Below are 16,134 nucleotides of genomic sequence, written 5' to 3' on the forward strand. Positions count from 1 at the left end.
TCAAAATCAGAATTTCAACGTGATTTCACCATAAAAAAGACTTTGAAATCAGGATCTCGGCATGTCTAACGGAAAAACGGCCTTTAATCTAATCTGCTCACTTGCTTCCTTACCGGTCGCCAAATATGTTCCAACAATAAAGCCAGAAGCATTCCAATCATGATACCGTTGCTGGCCACATACTGCACAATGGCCGGCAACCCTTGAAACACAGATTGAGGTAAAAACATAATGGCCGTTCCTAGCGAAAGAGACATGCCGACAATCGTCAAGCGTCTTTCATCCAGAGGGGATTTCAAAATAGAATTCAATCCAATTCCCAACATTTGAGTAAATGTTACTAACATGGCCGCGTATGCAATCGGACCCGGCAAAAGCGACAACGCTTGATAGACAGCCGGTAAAAATGAACTGACAATCAAAAGTACACAACCGATCATATAAGGCTTCATACGGGTTTGGCCCGTCATACGGACAAAACCCGCCGAAATGGACAATGGGACAACCCCAACAGTAGAAAATAAGGAAGACAACAGATTGTTAACCCCGCTGATGATTCCGGCTCGGTTCAGTCTTCCCCTTTCCTCTTGCCGATCAACTACTTGCTGCATGGCCGCCACACTGGCAATAATATTGCTGATTAATACAAAAGCAACTAAAACAGCGGAAACCGCCATGCCTGCGTCCAATTTTGGCCATCCCCAAGCGAAAAACTTAGGAAATGAGACAACTGAAGAGACAGCCGGAGCCTTTTGTTCAAATCCATTTAGCATTATAAAGGTTAACCAGCCGAGAAGAATCCCAATGAGGACAGCGTAACTTTTGAAAAATCCCCTTCCCCATACAGACAAAATAAATACTAATATAAAGACGATAAAAGAAACGAGCACATGGCCTGCTTTTATTTCTCCTCCGGAATCGCCAACACCGATCATACCTTTTAAAAACACACCGGAAAGTTGGAGGGATAAAAGAATTAAATAGACTCCTGTCACGAGAGGCGTAAACAACTCAAGCATATAATTCATCAGCCCCATGGCTCCAATGACAAGCAATACCCCTCCCGCAACTAACATTCCGCCTTCAAGCAATTGTAAAACTTGGAATGGATGAGAATCCCCCGCGGCTGCCATTTCCCCCATCAACACGAAGATGCCAAGCCAAATTCCCGCCGGCCCATCGGCAACCGGCAATCGGTGACCAATCCAGCCGGAAAGCAGGGAAGATATGCCAACAACCAAAAAAGTCCGCTGCAAAAGTTCGGCAATCTGATCGACGGACAAGTGGTAGACTTGTCCAACGACAATAGGAAGTACAATGGAATTGGCAAGTAAAAAAATAAACCACTGCAGTGACGCAACAGCGGTTTCCACTGTCCGTTCTTTCATAAGGGGTCCCTTTCTTTCCATTGAGCGGCACCTCACATCCCTACATCTCTCTTGTCCATTGATAAATCCGCTTTGCCACTTCATCTGATTCGTTTTCTGACAATGCCTTTGACAAAGAATCACTCATTTTCCTTAAAAGCGGTTCCTTTTCCTCTTCGTATGTAAAAAAGATGGACCATTCTATTTCAGGAATAGAAACGACGAAGTAATCCTCTTTTTTATTTTCGTAAATAAAGATATTCGTTTCATTTCCGTTTATTTCTGTTTTACGAATTTTCATTTTGTTTTCCCCTTCCTATAAAAATGCAGTCATTTCAATAACATTGGATGCTGCACTTTCTTCGTATAAATAAGCATCGTTTTTATTTTTGAGCAGGACACGCTGTCGATAAAGGCAGTCATTACTTTTTAGGTCACACTTCTTCAGCCATTGGCGAGTATAAATAGACATACAGCAACTTTTCCGTATTTTCGATTGCCTTTTGATGAGTTCGTTCGAATGCATGGGAAGAATCGATTCCAGGGCCGATCAGACCGTGGACGAGATTGCGTCCCGCTCTCATGGCCGCAGAAGCATCCGAGCCGTAGAAAGGATAAATATCGACTTTATATTGAATTTGATGTTCTTTTGCCAGCTGAACTAAATGCTTTCTTAGTCCGTAATGATAAGGTCCGCTGGAATCTTTCGCACAGATTGACACAGAATACTCGTCTGAAGACTGTCCGTCCCCGATTGCCCCCATATCGACCGCCAAATATTCCTCTGTCTCTTCCGAAATATTGGAATTTCCGCCATAACCGATTTCTTCATTATTAGAAAACAAAAAATGAGTCGTATATGGCAATATACGCTCTTCTTTTTGAATCCTCTTCAAAGTTTGAATTAAAATCGCCGCACCTGCTTTATCATCAAGATGGCGCGATTTTATAAAACCCGACGCTGTCATTTCAACCCTCGGGTCAAATGAAACAAAATCACCAACTTGAATTCCCAGCGATTGAACATCGTTTGCAGATTTTACCTCTTCATCGATGCGCACCTCGATATTTTCATCATTTCTTTTTGCCTCTCCCGCTTCTTTATAAACATGAACAGACTGTTGGTGCATCAGTATCGTTCCTGTATACACGCTGCCGGAATCGGTATGAATACAGCAATATTCGCCTTCAACGGAATTCCAGCGAAATCCGCCGATCATCGTTAATTTCAGCCGTCCGTCTTTTTTGATTTCTTTAACCATCGCTCCTAACGTATCAACATGGGCAGTTACAAACCGGTGTTTGGATGAATCTTTTCCCGGCACCGTCACCAATAAGCCGCCTTTTCGGGTTTTTCTGATTGCAAACGTTGTGTCTTTCAACAAAGACTCCACATATCGAATAATGTTTTCTGTATACCCTGTCGGACTGGGAATCGATACAAGCTCTTGAATCAATTTCATCGTTTCATTGACATCTTCCATCCAGCATACTCCTTTCCATCGATATGATTATACAATATGTATTTTACCTGAATCCGTGACAAAACATCTTTACAATGGTCGCAAACCGTTGATACGATAAGGGAAAACGACGTTGACGATTTTTCATCAAGTAGGTGATGTGATGAAAGATTTCCCGATTCGGTTTGTATTGACAGATGAAGCGATTACCCCAAGTGCTGGGCTTGCTCTCGTTGGCTACTTACTCCATCGAACGAAACTGGATAAACGGGTAAACGCACTTCGGCTTCCAACGGTTCGTCGAGAAGTGCACATTTCCCATAGCGATGTCATTCGCTCGATGATTGGCTTGCTTGCCACAGGAAAAACGGATTTCGATCATATCGAAGCGTATCGTCAGGACGATATCTTTTCGGCATCGATGGGGATTCAGCACGTGCCTTCCTCTCCAACCTTGCGACAACGACTCGATCAGCTCGCTTGTCTTCCGATGACCGAAACGATTCTTTGGGAGGAGTCCATACGTCTGTTGATTCAACGACATGCCACTTTGTCCCCTTGTTGGACCAAAGGAAAGACGACATGGCTTCCCCTTGATATAGATGGTTCCCCATTTGACAACTCCGATACGAAAAAAGAAGGAGTCAGTCGAACGTATAAAGGATTTGACGGTTTTACACCGTTGTTTGCGTATGCAGGGAAGGAAGGGTATCTCGTTCATGCCGAGTTGCGTCCAGGGAAACAACATGTGCAAGACAACATGCCCTCGTTTTTAGTCACCGCTATCCGTCGAGCTCGTCAACTGACTTCATCTCGTCTGCTTGTTCGCATGGATGCAGGAAACGATGCAGAAGCGAATGTGCACGTATGCCTAAAGGAAGACGTGGACTTTGTCATCAAGCGAAACTTACGCCGAGAATCGAAAGCGCTTTGGTTCCAGATCGCTTCGCAAAAGGGCAAACGTGTCGATGATGGACAAAGCGAAGGAGTACAAACCTATGAGCTATGCCTTCCACAGAAGGCAGCGATCGATGGAAACACGTATACGTACGTTCAAGTCACCCAAGTGACGGAACGGACGATGGAACGCAATGGACAGCTGATGCTCGTTCCTGATTATGAAGTGGAAAGCTATTGGGTGCGGCTCAAAGGATACGAGCATGTTCGAATGAGCGATGTGCTCGCGTTGTATCATGACCATGCGACATGCGAACAGTTTCATAGCGAACTGAAGAGCGACTTAGATTTAGAGCGGCTTCCATCTGGGAAGATGAAAACGAATGCGCTCGTGTTGGTCATGGGAGCCTTCGTTTACAATCTTCTTCGTCTGATTGGACAAGATCTATTAAGCGATCCGAGACATCCGTTGCACCACAAAGTGAAACGCCGCCGCATCAAGACGATTATTCAGACGGTGATCACGATGGCAGGGCGACTCGTCCGTCGATCACGACAGATCTGGATGAAACTGACGCGAAGGAGTGGCTATAGCGAGCCCCTACTGAACGTCTATCAGAAATGGAGAGAGGTAAGATAACGAACGAATGTTCGGGCACTAATGTCCAACGTCACTCCCTGTGCTTTTTTGTCTATTTTTTTGGTTCGTATACCTAAAAAAGAGATTTGTTCCATTTTCGGAAATAGAGATGACATAGGTCATAAGCATAAAAAGGGTTTTATGGATTATCAATCCATCAAAATTACAACAAAATCAAAGTCGATTTCAATTCATCACGGATTCAGGTTTTAATAAACATGGAAAAGCGATAACAAGTTGTCAAACATGCAACTTTATTCCAGTATTTAAAATCATCGTGATTGGGGAATACTTCAAATAAAGGAGGAGTGATGAAGATGTTATCGTTTATTCTATATTTAATTGTTGGAGGAATTATCGGCTGGTTAGCCGGTCTTATCTTAGGGAAAGACATTCCCGGGGGAATCATTGGAAATATTATTGCTGGGATTATTGGGGCTTGGCTTGGAGGTTTGATATTGGGACATTGGGGCCCTGATATTAGCGGTATCGCGATCATTCCAGCCTTAATAGGATCCATTATTCTTGTTTTTATTGTTGGCTTGATTTTAAGAGCAGCCAGAACTTAATCAGTACTTCTAATCGCAAACCTATACCTCCACTTTGTTTATATGAACACTTTGCGGGCAGTTCAATTTCCTTTTTTCATTCTAAAAAGGAATTTTTCTGCCCTTTACATATATACCCGGTCCAAAAGCCATTTCAATTATGATCAAGGCCTCTCTAACATCTCCATCCTTGGTGAGTTAGAGAGGCTTGTTTTCCTATTCACTGTTTATAGGCCAGCTTTCAAAACTATATGAACACAACCGATGACTCTGGTTATTCCAGACGTAAAGGCCCTTTATCTCGATGAAAGCATTATACGTATTTCAAGGCATGGTCCAAATCCCGAATCAAATCGTCCGGGTTTTCAAGGCCAACAGATAAACGCAACAGCCCGTCTGTAATTCCTCTTTTTTCTCGTTCTTCTTTTGGCATTGCCGCATGAGACATTTTAGCAGGATATGACAAAATGGATTCCACCGCTCCCAGACTCACTGCAAACACGGGGATTTCTGCGTGTTGTACAAAAGTTCGAACCGCTTCTTCGTCTTTCAACGCAAAGGACAAAACGGCTCCCGCACCTTCAGATTGGCTTTCATGGATCAAATGTCCTTCATGGAATTTCAATCCCGGATAGTAAACATGTTCGACTTTTGGATGTTGAGCCAAAAATTCAGCAATTTTCAAAGCTGAACGGGAAGATTGCGTCAACCTCACATGCAAAGTTTTTAATCCTCTCATGACTAACCAAGAATCGTGCGCCCCTAATACAGCGCCAAATGCATTTTGCAAGGCATACAGTCTGTCCGCCAATTCTTTCTCTTTTACAACAGCCAGCCCGGCCAACACATCACTATGACCGGCTAAAAATTTTGTCGCACTATGAAGAACAATATCAACTCCAAAGTCTAAAGGTCGCTGCAAGGCAGGCGTCATAAACGTATTATCAACGAAAGTAAGACATCGATTCGCTTTTGCCAATTTTACAATTTCTTTTAAATCCGTAATTTTTAATAATGGATTGGAAGGTGTTTCTACATAAATGACCTTCGTATTCTCTTTTATATTTCTCGCGACGGCATCCAAGTCCGTCATATCTACAAACGTATGTTCAATGCCGAATCTATTTAATACAGTTGTAACCATGCGATAGGTTCCGCCATAGACATCCTCTGTCACCAATACGTGGTCGCCTTGGGACAATAACAAAAAAGCTGTTGAAATCGCCGCCATTCCCGATGAAAAAGCAAAACCTCTCGAACCACCCTCAAGCTGGGCAATCACTGACTCAAGAGCCTCGCGTGTTGGATTTCCTGAACGACTGTAATCGTATTTTCCAAATTCATCAAAACTAGTTTGGTGAAAAGTGGAAGCTAATTGAATGGGAACACTCACTGCCCCCGTAACCGGATCGAATTTATGGGAATTATGGAGCAACTCTGTTTGAATGGAAAATTTTCGATCGATCAATTTTTTATTACTCATGCGGATCACCCTTTCATATTTTGAAACGCTTGTTTTAAGTCGGCTAACAAATCTTCCACATTTTCAATGCCGATGGAAAAACGCAGCAGCCGATTGTCAATCCCGTTTTTAATGCGAATTTCTTCCGGAATATCCATATGTGTTTGCGTAGCCGGATACGTAATAAAGCTTTCGACTCCTCCTAAACTCTCAGCAAAAGAAATTAACTGCAAGCTTTGTAAAAAAGGGTTGACCCATTCCTCTTTTTGCAATCGGAAAGATAGCATTCCTCCTCTTCCGGGATATAAAACATCGGTCACCTCGCTACAACATCGCAAAAATTCACTGATTTTCCGGGCATTTTCTTCATGCTGCTTCATTCTTAATCCGAGCGTTTTCATCCCTCGAATCAATAGCCATGAATCAAATGGAGATAAGACCGCTCCGATCGCATTTTGATATTCGCCGATTTTTTGGGATAATTCTTCTCCTTTTGTAGCGACAAGTCCTGCAAGGACGTCATTATGTCCGCCAAGATATTTCGTAGCGCTATGGACGACAATATCGGCCCCTTGAAGAAGCGGCTGCTGCAGAATGGGGGTATAAAACGTATTATCCACAATCAATAAAAGCCCGTATTCTTTTGCTAATTTTGCTGTTTGCTCTATGTCTGCTTCTTGCATTAGGGGATTGGTCGGCGTTTCAAGAAAAATCGCTGCTGTCCGGTCCGTGATTTTTTCTCTTACTTTGGCGATATCTTGAAAATCGTCATATATAAACGTTAAACCAAACTTTTTCCAATTTCTTTCAAACAAACGATAAGTGCCGCCGTATAAATCTTTGGAAACAATCAGTTCATCACCGGATTGAAACAAACTCAAAACCGTTTGAATCGCTGCCATTCCAGAACTGAATGCAAAACCCGCATCGCCTCCTTCCAAGTCGGCAATGGCTTTTTCAACGATTTTTCGCGTCGGATTTCCTGTTCTTATATAATCATATCCAGTCGATTGACCTATCCCTTTATGTCGGTAAGCGCTCGATAAATAAATGGGAGGATTGATCGCGCCGGTGGATTCCTCGCTCCGGTTGCCTATTTGGGCCAGTTTGGTTTGCAAATGATAACGTTCCATTGCATGCATCTCCTCTTGAAATGGTTTTGATAGGACGACATGATGGAAAAAAGAAATTTTTACAAATCAAGTCGATTTCCTAACGCTGTTCATGAACAGTTTCAAATAAAAAAGCCTTCTAAGAAGAAGGCTTTTTTATGACAGTCCTCTTCTTATCTTCCGGATAAATCCGCTGGATTTAGCACCTTGACAGCAATCGTGGATTGCAGCAGGTTGCTGAGGTTTCACAGGGCCAGTCCCTCCACCTCTCTCGATAAGAACGAAATTATTCGAATTTTTCCATCTTTTAATTAAATGTAACCGATCAGGTAAAAAAAAGCAATGATTTTTTATCATCGTTATGGAAAGGTTGAAAAGATGACAGCCTTTCATCCATTTCCTCTTTTGTTTCACATCTGCCAAAACGGTTCGATCAAAACGCCGTTCACTTGTGAATATTTTCCCATTTTCAGCAAAATCCTTCATCGAATCTTGTCATTTATGAGTCTATATTTCTCATGTCCTGTTTTTCTCCCATATGGTATAATTAAGCATATTTTGTGAAAAGGATGTGGGATTGTGCTAGAAGTCATCAAAGCGATTGTGCTAGGATGCGTGGAAGGGCTGACCGAATTTCTTCCGATTTCTTCCACAGGACATTTAATTCTTGTGGGTCATTTTCTTTCATTTACAGGCGACAAAGCAAAAACTTTTGAAATTGTTATCCAATTGGGTTCGATACTTGCCGTGGTCGTTCTTTATTTCAAACGGTTCCTTTCACTGTTTAACTTCAAAAAGCGATCCGGTTTAAACCTTCTACATATTATTATCGGGATGATTCCAGCCTCTGTATTAGGTTTTCTCTTTCATGATGTCATTAAAAACGTACTTTTCTCTCCCTTCACCGTCGGTATCGGTTTATTTTTGGGAGCTTTTTTAATGATCTATGCGGAAAAAAAGAGCAAAACCGAATCTACCCAAGATTTGGATCACTTATCGTATAAACAGGCTTTCATTATCGGTTTGTATCAATGCCTGTCCCTATGGCCTGGTTTTTCAAGAGCAGGATCGACCATCTCAGGAGGACTCCTTGCTGGTGCCAACCATAAAACCGCTGCTGAATATTCCTTTTTGCTAGCTGTCCCCATGATGGTCGCTGCCAGCGGACTTGACTTGTTAAAGAGCTATCAATACTTATCGATTCATGATTTGAACTACTTTGCTGCAGGCTTCATTACCGCCTTTATTGTTGCCATGCTAGCCATTGTCTTCTTTTTGAAAATTTTATCCAAAGTGAAACTCATTCCGTTCGCAATCTATCGAATCATCATCGGAATCATCGTCATCGCATACTTTATTTAAAGCATTAAAGGGGCCTGGCCCCTTTAATGCTTTAAAAATTTATTGTTGGATTATTTGTGGTCTTTGGGTTAAAATACATACTGCTGGGTTGGGTGATAGAAAGGTCTAAGTACCTATTTTTATCCATATCAAAGTAACTCTATACACATTGGAGGTTTACAGCATGAAAAAATACTTTAAGTGGTTTGCTGTTGCTACGCTTATGCTCGTTTTATCAGCATGCGGCAACGGTCAATCAACAGACAAGAATAAGACTTCTCAATCCAACGACTCCGATCTTTATCGTCAAGTCAAAGATAAAGGCGTTCTCGTCATCGGTACAGAAGGTACATATGCTCCGTTTACTTTCCATGATAAAAGCGGAAAACTAACAGGATATGATATCGATGTAGCGAACGAAGTGGCAAAACGCCTTGGGGTCAAAACAGAATATAAGGAAACGCAATGGGATTCCATGTTTGCAGGTTTAAACTCTAAACGTTTTGATATGATTGCAAACGAAGTAGGAATTCGTCCTGACCGCGAAAAGAAATACGATTTCTCCAAACCGTACACCGTCTCTAAAGCGGTAGTAATTGTGAATAAAAACAACAAAAATATTCATTCATTCGCAGATCTGAAAGGGAAAAAATCCGCACAATCACTCACAAGCAACTTTGCGGATCTTGCTAAGCAGAACGGCGCAAACATCGTGGGCGTAGACGGATTTGAACAAGCGATTCAATTATTAACATCCAATCGGGTAGATGCCACGATAAACGATTCATTGTCTTATCTTGATTATAAAAAACAAAAACCAAATGCTCCGATTAAAGTGGTAGCTAAAAGCGATGATGCTTCTCAAAGTGCTTTCATGTTCCGTAAAGGTTCAGGACAATTAGTAGATAAAGTAAACCAAGCATTGGATGACATGAGAAAAGACGGCACTCTAGCCAAAATCTCTAAGAAATGGTTTGGTGAAGATGTATCTAAATAGTATCCAATTACAAGATCCTAGTCATTATATGCAAATTGCACAAAGTTCCCTTCTCCCTATGTTGAAGGGAGCTTTGTATTATACATTGCCATTAACTCTGATTACGTTTTCTATTGGCTTGATTCTTGCTCTTTTAACAGCACTCGCAAGAATTTCAAGCATTAAACCGCTTCAGTGGATAGCGCGTTTTTACGTATCGATTATCCGTGGTACTCCGTTGCTTGTGCAATTATATATTATTTTCTATGGTCTGCCATCCATTCATATCACCATCAATCCATTCCCGGCTGCCGTGATCGGTTTTTCTCTTAATGTAGGAGCTTATGCGTCAGAAATCATACGTGCAGCGATTTTATCGATTCCAAAAGGTCAATGGGAAGCGGGATACTCTATTAATATGAACTATTCGCAAATATTAAGACGGATCATTTTGCCACAAGCGGTGAGAGTATCGATCCCGCCTTTATCCAACACTTTTATTAGTTTAGTGAAAGATACTTCTCTTGCATCACTGATTTTGGTTACAGAAATGTTTAGAAAAGCCCAAGAAATTGCCGCAACCACATATGAATTTTTACTTCTCTATTCAGAAGCGGCTTTAATCTATTGGATTATTTGTTTCATTCTCTCCATCATTCAACAGAAATTGGAAGGTCGTTTCGACAAGTATGTAAGCCATTAAAAAAGCTTTTGTACAACCCAAGCCTTTTATAAAGGAGTATTGAGCATCGACATGATTAAAATTCATGATCTACGTAAACAATTTGATCAACTTGAAGTTTTAAAAGGGATCAACATGAGCATCGAAAAAGGAAAAGTCATAGTGATTATCGGTCCATCCGGCTCCGGAAAAACCACTTTTCTGCGCTGCCTGAATGCCCTTGAAATTCCAACAAGCGGGACGATTCAAATCGGAGATGTAAAAATAGATTTTTCACAACCTGTTTCCAAAAAAGAAATTGCCTCTTTACGCAAAGAATCCGGGATGGTCTTTCAACAATATAATCTTTTTCCGCATAAAACGGTTTTGGAAAACGTAACAGAAGGACCCATTATCGTAAAGAAACTGCCGAAAAATGAAGCCATTCAAAAAGCAGAAAAACTCTTGCAGAAAGTGGGCTTGCTTGATAAAAAAGATGAATACCCGTTCCAACTGTCCGGAGGGCAGCAACAACGGGTTGGAATTGCACGCGCCTTAGCCATGGAACCGGAATTAATGCTGTTTGATGAACCAACTTCCGCTTTAGATCCCGAACTCGTCGGTGAAGTGTTAAATGTTATGAAAGAACTCGCCAATGAAGGAATGACAATGGTCGTTGTCACCCATGAAATGCGATTCGCAAAAGAAGTGGCAGATGAAGTCGTCTTTATGGACCAAGGTGTGATTGTGGAAAGAGGTACACCTGAAGAAATCTTTACACGTCCTAAAGAACAACGGACGAAACAATTTCTGCAATTATTAACATAACCCCTTTCATCCACTTTGATAGATCCTTCCTATCTTTTAAATCATGATGGGAAGGATTTTTTTATTTTTACGTTTCCAACAACCGTTCTGCCTAAGATTCTCTCATTTCTAACGCCAAAACAAGTACTCCATTGTTTTTCCCACCAGTTAAAATCACGTAATCATTTCTTCTTTCTTTTCTTGCTCAAAGCCCATCAGTCATCCTTCCAAATCCAGGATTTTACCGCCTATTTATGCACAATTCTTCAAAAATAGGCATCCCTCTCTTTTATCCATTAGAATCGCCTCCCGGAATTCAACCAGGAGGCGATTCTAATGGATGGTCTTTTTATTTGGTCAGTTCCTTCACATAAGGCGCGATGTCGATTTTTAAACTGTCTGCCAATCGTTGTCCCAACCCTTGATCTGCTTGATAAAAATTCATAATCGAACGAATCGTAATCTTTTGATCTTTTACTTGGCTTAAATCATCCGTTAAGTTTTTAATCACTGTATCTTGTACTTCTTTTGAATATTTTCTCCACACTTGTCCGGCTTGACCAAAATTGTTTGGTTTATAGAAAGCTTGTTTTGCAGCGACTCCATTTATCGGCTGCGGTTCCTCAACATAAGACCGGTCTTCTTTCGGCTCATTTTCATAGCTGTTCGGTTCATAATTGATCGGGCTTTCTTGCTGTTTAAACGGCATATACCCATCACGTTGATAATTATGAACTTCTACACGCGGCGAATTAATCGGAAGTTGCAAATAATTCGGTCCGATCCGATGCCGTTGAGTATCCGAGTAGGAGAATAGACGCCCTTGAAGCAATCTGTCTTCAGATGGCAGCATTCCTGGAACTAACACGCCCGGATTAAACCCTACCGATTCAGTTTCCGCAAAATAATTTTTCGGATTGCGATTTAAAGTCATCGTCCCGACGAATTCGTACGGAATATCTTCCTCGAACCAATCTTTCGTCGCATCGAGTGGATTAAAATCAAATCGATCAAAATCTTTCGGATCAAGCACTTGAACATATAAATCCCATTGAGGAAAATCGCCGTTTTCAATCGCTTCATATAAATCTTTTGTTGCATGGCTATGTTCATGAGCTTGAATTTTTGCTGCTTCTTCAATGCTTAAATTTTTGATTCCTTGTTTCGGCACCCAGCGCAATTTTACATACACTGTTTTCCCTTCAGCATTGATCCATTTAAAAGCATGAACGCTTGAACCTCTCATATGACGATATGTCGCCGGAATCCCTTCATCCGTAAAAACATGAAGAAGCATATTGGTGGATTCTGGAGAAAGCGAGCAGAAGTCCCAAAAACGGTCTTTTGATTGCAAGTTTGTTCTTGGATCCGGTTTAAAAGCATGGATCATATCCGGAAATTTAATGGCGTCTCTAATGAAGAAAACGGGAAGATTATTTCCAACAAAATCATAATTTCCTTCTTCTGTATAAAATTTCACCGCAAAACCTCGTGGATCTCGCAATGTTTCCGGAGAATGATTTCCATTAATCACCGTGGAAAACCTTGCAAAAACAGGAGTTTCCGTTCCCGGTTCTTGAAGAAATTTTGCTGTCGTATATTTGCTCATGCTGTTTTTGGTCACAAACACTCCATGAGCCCCTGCTCCCCGAGCATGAACAACCCGTTCAGGAACACGTTCTCTATCAAAATGAGCCAATTTTTCAATTAATTGATAATCTTCCAGCAAGGTTGGCCCATTCACCCCGGCTGTGCGAGAATTTTGATTATCTCCTACTGGCGCTCCCTGGTTCGTGGTTAACTTTTTCTTCATTCTCTCCGCTCCTTTATCAATCATTATTTTTATTTTAAAATTATTATTATCTAATACACTTTTTATTTTATATAATTGATAATGAAAGTCAACTCCAAATTATAATAATTTTAAATTATTTTTTTCCTTAAATTGCAATATTAAATGCAACAAGTATTGAAAGACCAGATAACCCATGATTAAGTAGAATCGGGACACTCTGCGCGACTTGACGTGGAGTGGTGGGCATGGTAGCCTGGTTGGCCCAGCCAGTACCGTATACCTGGCTTCATGGCTGGTAGCCATGCCCGCAGAGGCTCTTTGTCAAGTTGCTAAAAACCAACCCTTTGGGTTAGCTGGCTTAAGGTTAAGAAGCTAAGCCAGCTAACTCTATTTGGAAACACTCCTCAGGTGTACGATAATTGAGGATCTTCCTTGGAAGATGGTTACACCAATTTTCAACATAAGTAATGGTTTCTTCTGCCACAGAGGAAATGGGTCTCCCCTTTGGTATGAAGCGCCTAATAAGGCCATTATGACGCTCGTTGGTTCCTCGTTCACAGGATGTGTAAGGGTGTGTAAAATAAACCTCTGTTAGATCTTTTTCAACACTAAGGCCGAGGTCAGCAAATTCAGAACCGTTATCAGCCGTAATGGTTTTAAACACTTTAGAGAACCGATTACCATAAGACACTTTCAACTGAGATATGACTTCTGAAACGGATAGACTATCCTTGGCTGTCACTCTCAAAATTATTTCTTTACGGGTTTTGCGCTCAGTAAGAGTCAATAAGGCCTGATCTTTAGTCTTCTTGCCTATAACCGTATCAATTTCCCAGTGACCAAACTCTTGGCGTTCATTGACTTCAATTGGTCGCTCATCGATACTGCGTCCTAAGATCTTCTTATTCTTCCGGTTACGTTTTTTCTTGGTGTTCAGGGTAATTTTCATAGGTAGGTCAATGTTTTTAACGCCTATAAGTCCTAGATCAATATAGTTATAAAGGGTCTTGGTGCAAACCATTTTGTCTTTGAATTTCCCATCACGTTTGGCTCTCCCACATACCGCATCAGGAGACCATTTCTTATCAAGGATCTGAGTTTCGGCATACTTAATAAACTCGATGGCATCGTCTAGTTTTAGCTTGCGGCCACAGGCTTTCCTGTTTCTCTCATAGAGAAGTTGACCTGTGTCTGGAAAATAGACATGAACAATTTTCCCGTTGCTTTTTCTTTGTGGCACTGTACCTCTTCTTAACTCACGGGAGATGGTGCTTTTGTGACAACCAACATAATCTGCAATCTCCTGTTGAGTCTTACCAGCAGCGTGTAAGGCCGCAATTTTCCCACGGTCATAAGCCGTTAAGTGTTTGAAATGCCGAGCTCCTATGGTAGAATTAGTAATTGCCATAGATAAATCCTCCGTATCGATATTGTTTTAGTCGACTTAATCATACGTGGTTTATCTATGGTTTTTCATTTTTTATGCTTGTTGCATTTGATTATACAACTAGCCAATTATTTTTTTCGAGTTTTCGATAAACATAGACTTTCTCATGATTCCCCGCTCAAAAAACAATTTTTACAACGTATGTCTATGTGAAAGAGCAGCTAACATTTATATATATAACTGTAGTTGAGCAATTTTCATTACAATAATTACCATGTAAAAAGAGACAAACGGAGTACCCCTTATGCCACATGAAGCTGTTTTTTAACGACATCAATGGGAATATCTTGTTTCGCTGCATCGTAAATAAACTCCACGAGGCTATGTCCTTTCTTCTTTCGAAGGAAGTCAAGCCCGGTAGAGAAATCGCTGTTGGATTCGACCATACTGTACACATAAGCGAGTTGCACCAAGATCCAATACCGTTTCACCGCCCGACGCCCGCGAACGCGGTACCCATCGAGCTTCAGCTGGTCTTTCGCTTGTCGAAAAAAGCATTCGATCGACCAACGCTGGGCATAGTAGCGCAAGATCTCTTCATCGCTTAGCTCCCGGTCGGTGCTCAAGACGCAGTGAAGATGTTCAGGTGTCATCGGCTGATCGGCTTTCCAAGCCAACAACACAACGGCATCATCGAGACCTTTCAGCGCTCCCTCGTAGCGATACACGCGATAACGCTCTTCTCCCACCGTGACGAGATGGGTGTCGTTCGGTTCGATATAGCGGGCAAACTGTTTGGCTTGGATGGCGATGCCTTTTGGATAAAGAACCCGATTCGTCTTGAGCATCGCAATGACGTGGAATCCTTTTTTCAGGCAGGCTTCCACGAGTGTTTTCGATGGGTACCAAGAGTCCATGAGCACATAAACGGGTCGACTCACATCCAACGAAGAAAGCATCTCGATCGCGAGTTCCCCTTTGCTTTTCCCCGCCGTCTTGTCGTAGAGGCGAAAGGCAAAAGGAAACGCTTGGGTCATCGTATGAACCATGAGCCAAACGAGAGAATGTCCCCAGATCGACTTTTTCTCTGCGTGAGAATAGTGCCAATCACACCCTTGAATGGCGTGTGTTGCCCGTGACGAGGGCTTCGTTTTTTGGCAAATCGTATCATCGATCGAAACAAAAATGGGTTGATTCTCTCGTTTCGAGCTGCGTTCGACACGATGAAGCACCCACTGCTGGAGTTTGCGAAGCAACGTCTCTTCTTCCCATGGGCTTTTCGTGAAAAAATGGCTGAGTGTCGTGCGATGGTTCGGATGAAAACTCCCGTGATGTAGATCGGTCAGTGTTCCCGAAAAGCCCTTTGTAATCATCGCATCCACGATATGAACGAGATGCTTCATGACAGGTTTTGAGAAATAAAGTGCCAACCCCAACATCGTCAAAAACTTGTGGATTCCTAGGTGATGTGCTAATCTATTCATGAGACATGAACCCCCTTGTGAGTAGTTGTGGCACATCTATTCTAACCAAGGAATCGGGTTCATGTCTTCTTTTTTGTTTGGTTGTAAATTTATGTTAGCGAATTTGCTCATCTACAGTATATAAAAAATGAAAAGGGATATTCGCATCGGAATATCCCTTTTTTATTTACCAGCATGTATTTCTGTTGCAGGTT

The 16,134-nt window shown here is 41.7% G+C and carries 14 protein-coding genes and 1 riboswitch; of the genes, 6 read left to right on the forward strand and 8 right to left on the reverse strand.

Going from position 1 to position 16,134, the window contains the following annotated elements; genetic code table 11:
• Window positions 1-83: 83 nt before the first annotated feature.
• The 3 genes from N1I87_RS12040 to N1I87_RS12050 form a co-directional block, all read right to left on the reverse strand.
• Window positions 84-1,409, reverse strand: coding sequence for a purine/pyrimidine permease (locus N1I87_RS12040; protein WP_341101948.1), 1,326 nt, complete (start codon window positions 1,407-1,409; stop codon window positions 84-86).
• A 19-nt stretch (window positions 1,410-1,428) separates the two neighbouring features.
• Window positions 1,429-1,668, reverse strand: coding sequence for a YueH family protein (locus N1I87_RS12045; RefSeq protein WP_048623027.1), 240 nt, complete (start codon window positions 1,666-1,668; stop codon window positions 1,429-1,431).
• A gap of 133 nt (window positions 1,669-1,801) precedes the next feature.
• The gene (locus N1I87_RS12050; protein ID WP_341101950.1) at window positions 1,802-2,851 is read right to left on the reverse strand and encodes a M42 family metallopeptidase; all 1,050 of its coding nucleotides are present in this window, start codon (window positions 2,849-2,851) and stop codon (window positions 1,802-1,804) included.
• Between the two features lie 142 nt (window positions 2,852-2,993).
• Between N1I87_RS12050 and N1I87_RS12055 the strand changes: the two genes are divergently transcribed.
• Together N1I87_RS12055 and N1I87_RS12060 are read left to right on the forward strand one after the other, a co-directional pair.
• On the forward strand, window positions 2,994-4,367 hold the full coding sequence (locus N1I87_RS12055) for an IS1380-like element ISGsp2 family transposase (protein ID WP_339195758.1): 1,374 nt from the start codon (window positions 2,994-2,996) through the stop codon (window positions 4,365-4,367).
• 317 nt (window positions 4,368-4,684) lie between these two features.
• Window positions 4,685-4,936 carry a GlsB/YeaQ/YmgE family stress response membrane protein gene (locus N1I87_RS12060; RefSeq protein WP_003355003.1) on the forward strand — a complete coding sequence of 84 codons (252 nt, stop codon included), beginning with the start codon at window positions 4,685-4,687 and terminating at the stop codon, window positions 4,934-4,936.
• Between the two features lie 292 nt (window positions 4,937-5,228).
• On the opposite strand, the gene metC is transcribed toward N1I87_RS12060, so the two are convergent.
• Both metC and N1I87_RS12070 read right to left on the reverse strand, forming a co-directional pair.
• A complete protein-coding gene (metC, locus tag N1I87_RS12065; protein ID WP_429772378.1) occupies window positions 5,229-6,398 on the reverse strand; it encodes a cystathionine beta-lyase in 1,170 nt (389 codons plus the stop codon).
• A 5-nt stretch (window positions 6,399-6,403) separates the two neighbouring features.
• Complete coding sequence (locus N1I87_RS12070) at window positions 6,404-7,510, reverse strand: methionine biosynthesis PLP-dependent protein (protein WP_270583959.1); 1,107 nt, start codon at window positions 7,508-7,510, stop codon at window positions 6,404-6,406.
• A 149-nt stretch (window positions 7,511-7,659) separates the two neighbouring features.
• A riboswitch (SAM riboswitch) is annotated at window positions 7,660-7,770 on the reverse strand.
• Between the two features lie 298 nt (window positions 7,771-8,068).
• Here N1I87_RS12070 and bacA point away from each other — a divergent pair.
• The 4 genes from bacA (at window position 8,069) to N1I87_RS12090 (ending at window position 11,295) form a co-directional block, all read left to right on the forward strand.
• Entirely contained in the window at window positions 8,069-8,851 is a 783-nt protein-coding gene (bacA, locus tag N1I87_RS12075; protein ID WP_048623022.1) for an undecaprenyl-diphosphate phosphatase, read from the forward strand.
• Window positions 8,852-9,014: 163 nt separating this feature from the next.
• The gene (locus N1I87_RS12080; protein WP_341101953.1) at window positions 9,015-9,827 is read left to right on the forward strand and encodes an amino acid ABC transporter substrate-binding protein; all 813 of its coding nucleotides are present in this window, start codon (window positions 9,015-9,017) and stop codon (window positions 9,825-9,827) included.
• On the forward strand, window positions 9,814-10,509 hold the full coding sequence (locus tag N1I87_RS12085) for an amino acid ABC transporter permease (protein ID WP_327804326.1): 696 nt from the start codon (window positions 9,814-9,816) through the stop codon (window positions 10,507-10,509). Before N1I87_RS12080 ends, N1I87_RS12085 begins: the two co-directional genes overlap by 14 nt.
• A 51-nt stretch (window positions 10,510-10,560) precedes the next feature.
• Window positions 10,561-11,295 (forward strand): amino acid ABC transporter ATP-binding protein, encoded by a 735-nt coding sequence (locus N1I87_RS12090; protein WP_270584711.1) that lies wholly within the window; start codon window positions 10,561-10,563, stop codon window positions 11,293-11,295.
• A 328-nt stretch (window positions 11,296-11,623) separates the two neighbouring features.
• On the opposite strand, the gene N1I87_RS12095 is transcribed toward N1I87_RS12090, so the two are convergent.
• The 3 genes from N1I87_RS12095 to N1I87_RS12105 all read right to left on the reverse strand — a co-directional run bounded on the left by N1I87_RS12095 (window position 11,624) and on the right by N1I87_RS12105 (window position 15,940).
• A complete protein-coding gene (locus N1I87_RS12095; RefSeq protein WP_341101960.1) occupies window positions 11,624-13,087 on the reverse strand; it encodes a catalase in 1,464 nt (487 codons plus the stop codon).
• A 346-nt stretch (window positions 13,088-13,433) separates the two neighbouring features.
• Window positions 13,434-14,477, reverse strand: a complete 1,044-nt coding sequence (locus N1I87_RS12100; protein ID WP_341101289.1) for an IS30 family transposase — start codon at window positions 14,475-14,477, stop codon at window positions 13,434-13,436.
• A gap of 281 nt (window positions 14,478-14,758) precedes the next feature.
• Window positions 14,759-15,940: an IS701 family transposase gene (locus N1I87_RS12105; RefSeq protein WP_341100314.1), complete on the reverse strand. Its 1,182-nt coding sequence runs from the start codon at window positions 15,938-15,940 to the stop codon at window positions 14,759-14,761.
• Between the last annotated feature and the right edge of the window lie 194 nt (window positions 15,941-16,134).

It is taken from the genome of Bacillus sp. FSL W8-0102 (assembly GCF_038007225.1).
Classification (GTDB): domain Bacteria; phylum Bacillota; class Bacilli; order Bacillales; family DSM-4216; genus Bacillus_O; species Bacillus_O smithii.